The 6000-nt window shown below is 66.4% G+C and carries 7 protein-coding genes; 4 read left to right on the top strand and 3 right to left on the bottom strand.

Annotation, left to right across the window (positions count from 1 at the left end):
* On the bottom strand, positions 1 to 1003 hold a 1003-nt coding region (hemH, locus tag VK519_RS01935), incomplete at its 3' end, for a ferrochelatase (RefSeq protein ID WP_324347137.1).
* 111 nt (positions 1004 to 1114) lie between these two features.
* Here hemH and VK519_RS01930 point away from each other — a divergent pair.
* The 4 genes from VK519_RS01930 (at position 1115) to tatC (ending at position 3344) form a co-directional block, all read left to right on the top strand.
* The gene (locus VK519_RS01930; protein WP_324347135.1) at positions 1115 to 1801 is read left to right on the top strand and encodes a lipid-binding SYLF domain-containing protein; all 687 of its coding nucleotides are present in this window, start codon (positions 1115 to 1117) and stop codon (positions 1799 to 1801) included.
* A 63-nt stretch (positions 1802 to 1864) separates the two neighbouring features.
* Positions 1865 to 2122: a twin-arginine translocase TatA/TatE family subunit gene (locus VK519_RS01925; protein ID WP_324347133.1), complete on the top strand. Its 258-nt coding sequence runs from the start codon at positions 1865 to 1867 to the stop codon at positions 2120 to 2122.
* 15 nt (positions 2123 to 2137) lie between these two features.
* Positions 2138 to 2590, top strand: a complete 453-nt coding sequence (tatB, locus tag VK519_RS01920; RefSeq protein ID WP_324347131.1) for a Sec-independent protein translocase protein TatB — start codon at positions 2138 to 2140, stop codon at positions 2588 to 2590.
* Positions 2577 to 3344 (top strand): twin-arginine translocase subunit TatC, encoded by a 768-nt coding sequence (gene tatC, locus VK519_RS01915; protein ID WP_324347129.1) that lies wholly within the window; start codon positions 2577 to 2579, stop codon positions 3342 to 3344. Before tatB ends, tatC begins: the two co-directional genes overlap by 14 nt.
* A gap of 33 nt (positions 3345 to 3377) precedes the next feature.
* Here tatC and VK519_RS01910 read toward each other — a convergent pair whose 3' ends face one another.
* Together VK519_RS01910 and VK519_RS01905 are read right to left on the bottom strand one after the other, a co-directional pair.
* Positions 3378 to 4766: a S41 family peptidase gene (locus VK519_RS01910; protein WP_324347127.1), complete on the bottom strand. Its 1389-nt coding sequence runs from the start codon at positions 4764 to 4766 to the stop codon at positions 3378 to 3380.
* Positions 4767 to 4819: 53 nt separating this feature from the next.
* The gene (locus tag VK519_RS01905; protein ID WP_414692676.1) at positions 4820 to 5977 is read right to left on the bottom strand and encodes a murein hydrolase activator EnvC family protein; all 1158 of its coding nucleotides are present in this window, start codon (positions 5975 to 5977) and stop codon (positions 4820 to 4822) included.
* Positions 5978 to 6000 lie beyond the last annotated feature (23 nt).

Genomic DNA, 6000 nt, shown 5'->3' with positions numbered 1-6000 from the left:
GCCCGGAAAGCATCGTGGCGTGCGCATCGCCGTCATTGAGGCAGGGGATGTAGCTGAGTGTGCCGCCGCCGGCCTCGCGGAAGAACTCCGCGTTCTGCATGGCGATTTCTTCCAGAGTTTCCAGGCAATCCACGGCAAAGCCCGGGCTGATCACATCCACGCGCTTGAGCCCCCGGCGGCCGAGTTCGCGCACGGTTTCGTCGGTGTAGGGATGCAACCAGCGCTCACGGCCCACGCGTGACTGGAAGCTGGTGATGGCTTCGCCATCGGCCAGGCCCAGCGCCTGGCGAAGAAGGCGCGCCGTGGCCATGCACTGGTCGTAGTAGGGATCGCCCGCGTTGACATAACGTTCGGGAATGCCGTGGAAACTCAGTAACAGGATTTCGCCGCGACCGTGCTGGGCCCAGTGCGCACGCACGCTGTCCGCCAGTGCAGCGATGTAGCCTGGACGGTCGTGATAATCGTTGATCGTTCGGAGTTCCGGCGGCCAGCGCAGGCGTTTGACGCTGTCGGCGATGGCATCGAGCACGGAACCTGTGGACGTGGCCGAGTACTGCGGGTACAGCGGCAGCACCAGCAATCGGCGCACACCCTCGCGCTGCATCCGCACAATGGTCTGGAAAATTTCGGGCGTACCGTAGCGCATGGCCAATTCCACCCGGATCGGACCGGGCCGCAGGCTGGGCAGCGTGGCCGCCAGGCGCTCGGCCAGGGCTTCGCTCAGCACGCGCAGGGGCGAGCCCTGCGCCGTCCAGATGCGGCCGTAGGCGCGCGCTGCGCGGCTGGGGCGGATGCGGAGGATCACCCCGTGCAGGATGGCCAGCCAAAGCAGCCGGGGGTATTCGATGACCCGCCGATCGCTGAGGAACTGCGCCAGGTAAGGACGCACCGCCGCCGCCGTGGGCGCGGCAGGTGTACCAAGATTAACCAGCAGCACGCCAATGGCCGGCGCGGTGGCGTGGGAATGGCCGGCAAGGCCGGTATAGTTGCTGCTGCCTGGCATGAGGCTGGGGCCTGATCTGGGACAGTGCAGTCTGCCATAGCGACTTCGTGCAGGCCGTGCAGCCCGATGCCGCACCCGCCTCACGCCGCCCCGAAAAGGAGTCTCGTCCCCATGGTCAAGCCGTTCGCCCGTTTCCTTGTCGTCCTTGCCCTCGTCGCCGCCCCCTTCGCCGCCGTACATGCCGAAGACCCGCCCGACGTCCGTGCGCGCAACGCCGTACGCGTGCTGAAGGAGATCATGGAGGCGCCCGACAAGGGCATTCCCACCGACCTTCTGCGCGACGCCCACGCGATTGCCGTCATTCCCGACATGGTCAAGGCGGGCCTGGTATTCGGTGGCCGCCGCGGCGAAGGCCTGATCTCGGTCAAGGGCCCGGACGGCGCCTGGTCGAACCCCAGCTTCGTTACCCTTACCGGCGGCAGCGTGGGTTTCCAGGCGGGCATTTCCTCCACCGATGTGATCCTGGTCTTCCGCACCCAGCGCGGCGTGGATTCCATCGTCAACGGCAAGTTCACCCTGGGCGCGGACGCCTCGGCGGCGGCGGGGCCAGTCGGCCGTACGGCCACCGCGGCCACCGACAGCCAGATGAAGGCCGAGATATATTCATACTCGCGTTCGCGTGGCCTGTTCGCCGGCGTCGCCCTGGATGGCTCCGCGATGCGCATCGATTACGATGCAAATACAGCCATTTACGGCAGCGGCGTGACGCCACGTAGGATTTTTGAAGGCGGTGTCAGCAATGTGCCTACACCGATTGTCGATTTTCGTGACAGGCTGGAAGAGTACACTCAGCACTAGTCATCTTACTTTCGCGCGTCGCCCGCGCCGCTTCGCGGGCACGCTGTCATCGAGGTTTGTCCCATGAGCACCATCCATATTGTCCTGCTCGTCGTGGTCGTCGTGCTGATCTTCGGCACCAAGAAGCTGCGCAACATCGGCTCGGACCTCGGCGGCGCCGTCCGCGACTTCAAGAAAGGCCTGGATGGCGATGAAGAAGCCAAGCGCCAGGCTGCCGAGCAGCTGCGCGCCGATCCGCCGGCCGAGCAGGTGCCGCCGTCAGCCGACGCCGCCAAGGCCGCCGCCGATGCAGCGCGCGCCGAGCGCGACCGCTCGAACTAACCGCGTCAACCCGTCATGATCGAGATCAGCTTCGGCAAGCTGCTCCTGCTGGCCATCATCGCGCTGATCGTGCTGGGCCCGGAAAAGCTTCCCCATGCCGCCCGTACGGCGGGCGCCTTGTTGCGTCGCGTGCGTACCGGCTGGGACAGTGTGCGTGCCGAGGTGGAGCGCGAAATCCAGGCGGAGGAAATCAAGCGCAACCTGCGCGAGGCCGCCGAGCGCGCCCGCCAGCCGCACGACGACCTGCGCAGTACGGTCAGCGAGGTCAATCAGCAGGTGCGCGGCACCTTTGCCGAGGCCGGCGACGTGATGCGTGGCAAACCGCTCAGCGGTGGCAGGGAAGACGTGGCCCACGCGGCGGACACCCCTGTCGAAGTGCCGCATGTCGACGCACCGCGTGCCGAAGCGCCACATGGCAGCCTGCCTGCAGCACCCATGGATTCGGAAGGCCCCGATGTCAGCAAGTGAACCCGGACCGTCGTCCGACGATCCTGTCGAGGAAGGCCTGTTTTCCCATCTGGTGGAACTGCGTGCCCGACTGCTCCGGGCCGTCGTCACCCTGTTCCTGGTGTTGATGGCGCTGATCCCGATCGCCAACCGCCTCTATACCGAGCTCGCCGCGCCCCTGGTGGCACGCCTGCCCGCCGGCGCGCACCTGATCGCCACGGAAGTGGCAAGCTCATTCTTCACGCCGCTGAAGCTGGCGCTATGGGCCGCGCTGTTCATCTCGATGCCGATGATCCTGTACCAACTGTGGGCGTTCGTAAGCCCCGGCCTGTACCGGCACGAGAAACGCCTGGCCCGGCCGCTGCTGGTGGCCGCGCTATTCCTGTTCTATGCCGGCTGCGCGTTCGCGTATTTCATCGTGTTGCCGGCGGCGTTCAAGTTTCTCACCGCCGTTACGCCTGACGGCGTGGAAATGATGACGGACATCACGCATTACCTCGATTTCGTCATGCTGATGTTCCTGGCCTTCGGACTGTGCTTCGAGGTGCCCGTGGCGGTGGTGATCCTGGCGGCGGTGGGCGTGGTCGACGCGGAGAAGCTCAGCCGCTTCCGCAGCTATGCCATCGTCGGTGCGTTTGCGATCGCGGCGTTCATTACCCCACCGGACCTGTTGTCGATGGTGATGCTGGCCGTGCCCATGTGCCTGCTGTACGAAGTGGGCCTGCTGGCGGTGCGCTTCCTGATCAAGCCACCGACCGACCTGGAGGCAAGGTAGGGCTCGGGGTCAGAGTAAAAACTCTGACCCCGCCTAGTGTGCTGACTCCGCAACGTGTGAGCGACCGAGCGAGAGCCCGCGCACCACGTTCAGCGCCTGCGACAGGGCGAAGTCGGCGATGGCGAGCTTGCCGTCGTCTTCGTCGGCGGCGCCCTTGGCCGCCACCGATTCATTGGCCAGGTGGTTGGGCAGGTCCGCTTCCGAGCCGATCAGCTGCGGCGGCGATTCGCTCTTGTTGACGGCAAGGTCCGCCAGGGTGATGTCCGGATTGATGCCCTCGGCCTGGATCGAGGTGCCATTGGGCGTGTAGTAGCGGGCCGTGGTGATCTTCACCGCGTGCTCGTCGTCAAGGGGCAGTACCGTCTGCACGACACCCTTGCCAAAGGTGCGCCGGCCCATGATCAGCGCACGATGGTGATCCTTCAGGGCACCGGAGACGATCTCCGCCGCCGACGCCGTGCCGTTGTCCACGAGCACCACCATCGGAGCACCGTTCAGGAGGTCGCCCGGATGCGCGTCGAAATGCAGGTTCGCATCGGGGACGCGGCCGCGGGTGGTGACGATCACGCCAGAATCCAGGAAGGCGTCGCTCACGCCCACGGCCGAGGTAAGCAGGCCGCCCGGGTTTGAACGCAGATCCAGCACCGCACCCTTCTGCGGCCCGTTCTTCTTGATCAGGTCGCCAAGCTTCCGTTCGACGTCGGTCGCCGTGTCTTCCTGGAACTGCGAGACGCGGATGTAGGCATAACCCGGCGCGAGTTCGCGCACCTTGACACTGGTGACGGCGATGCGCTCGCGCACCAGCGGCATGTCGATCGGCTTATCGGATTTCTCATGAAGGATGGTGAGCACGATCTTGCTGCCCGGCGGGCCACGAAGCTTCTTGTAGGCTTCGTCGATGTTCTGCGGATCCACCGGCACGCCATCGACCTTGACGATCAGGTCGCCCGGCTTGATGCCGGCGCGCGAGGCAGGCGTGTCGTCGATCGGCGCCACGATGCGCAGCTCGCCGTCGCCCTGCAGTACCTCTATCCCCAGGCCGCTGTACTGGCCGGTGGTGTCCTCGGAGAGCTCGTCCAGGCCGTCCTTGTCCAGGTACTCGGCGTGGGGATCAAGGCCGGTGACCATGCCGCCGATGGCGGCCTTCATGATGGTCTTGTCGTCCACTTTCTCGACATAGGCCTGTTTGACGATCTGGTAGACGCGAGTGAAGTTGCGGATGTCGTCCAGCGAAGCCTCGCCGGACGTGGACGCTGACGCCGGTCCGCCCTTCATCGACGGCGGAGGCAGCACACTGGCGCCCGCGGCCGGGGCATCGGGCTGGGGCACCTGGGCCAGCGCGGGGACGGCGATCAGCAACAGCACAGGCGCGGCCAGGCGCAGGAACTTGCGGGCGGGCTGGCCGGGCGGGGAAAGACGCATGCGGATCTCCAGGTTCAAGGCCCTGATGGTAATGGGGGCGCGTGCACGGCGCGTTACCTGCGCCTGGACAGCCAGCTGGCCGGGTCCACCGGCTTGCCGCCCTGGCGCAGCTCGAAGTAAACGCCGCCGTCACTCAACGAAGGTGACGCCGCCGTGCCCACCGGTTGGCCGGCCTCCACGGTATCGCCCACGCCATGCAGCAGGGTTTCGTTGTTGCCATAGAGGGACATCCAGCCGTCGCCATGGTTCAGGATCACCAGCATGCCGTAGCCACGCAGGAAGCTGGCGTAGACCACCCGGCCACGCGCCACGGCATGCACGGGGCTGCCCTGGGTGGCGGCAATGGACACGCCCGGCCCATGCGCTCGGACCGCGCCAGCTGCCGGCCAGGGCAGGTCGCCGCGGATGTTGGCCGAAGGCTTGCCGGGTTCGGCCGAGGGTGCGGATACCACCGGCGCCTCCTGGATAACCTTCTGCAGGCGGTCCACCAGCGCATTCATCGACTGCTCGTCCTGCTTGAGGGAAGCGATCTTCTTGCCCTGGTCGTTGAGCCGCGCGTTCGCCTCGGCCACCAGCTTCTGCTGGTCGGTGCGTTGTTTCTCGAGCGTGCCCACTTTCGTCTCGCGTTCGGCGCGCTGGGCCTTCAACGCCTGTTGCTCGGTGGCGATCGCCGCCTCGATGTCCTGCAGCTTGGCCAGTTCCGCGAGCAGGCCCTTGATGCGGGCCACGCGGTCTTCCTGGAAGTACTTCGAATAGACCAGCGCGCGGGCGATGCGATCGACATCCTGGTCGCCCAGCAGCATCTGCAGGTCAGAGCCATGGCCCAACGTATAGGCGGCGCGCAGAAGATCATCCAGCGCCGCACGCTGGCGGTCGAGCGTCTTCTTCATCGCCTCGCGCTGTTCGGCCAGCTGGGCCAGGTCGTGTTCCTTCTCGGCCAGGGCGGCGTCGGCCTCGCGCACGGCACGGGCGGCCGCGGCCACGGCTTCGGCCTGCCTGGCCAGGGCGGCATTGGCGCTGTCGCGCTGGTTGGCGGTGTCACGCTGCTCGCGCGTCACCTCGTCGATGCGTGAGCGTACGTCGTCGAGCTTTTTCTTCGCATCCGCCTGCTCGGCCTTGCTGCCGACCGTGCGTTGCGCAAGCACGGGCGCGGGAAGGGCCAAAGCGAGGCCCAGGGCCAGCCAGAGGGCGCGACACGGGGGCTTGCGCATGCCTGGATCGTTTCCGTCGAAAG

The sequence above is a fragment of the Pinirhizobacter sp. genome (genome assembly GCF_035317885.1).
Taxonomy (GTDB): Bacteria; Pseudomonadota; Gammaproteobacteria; order Xanthomonadales; family Rhodanobacteraceae; genus Pinirhizobacter.
This window is presented reverse-complemented; position numbering and strand designations above follow the sequence as displayed.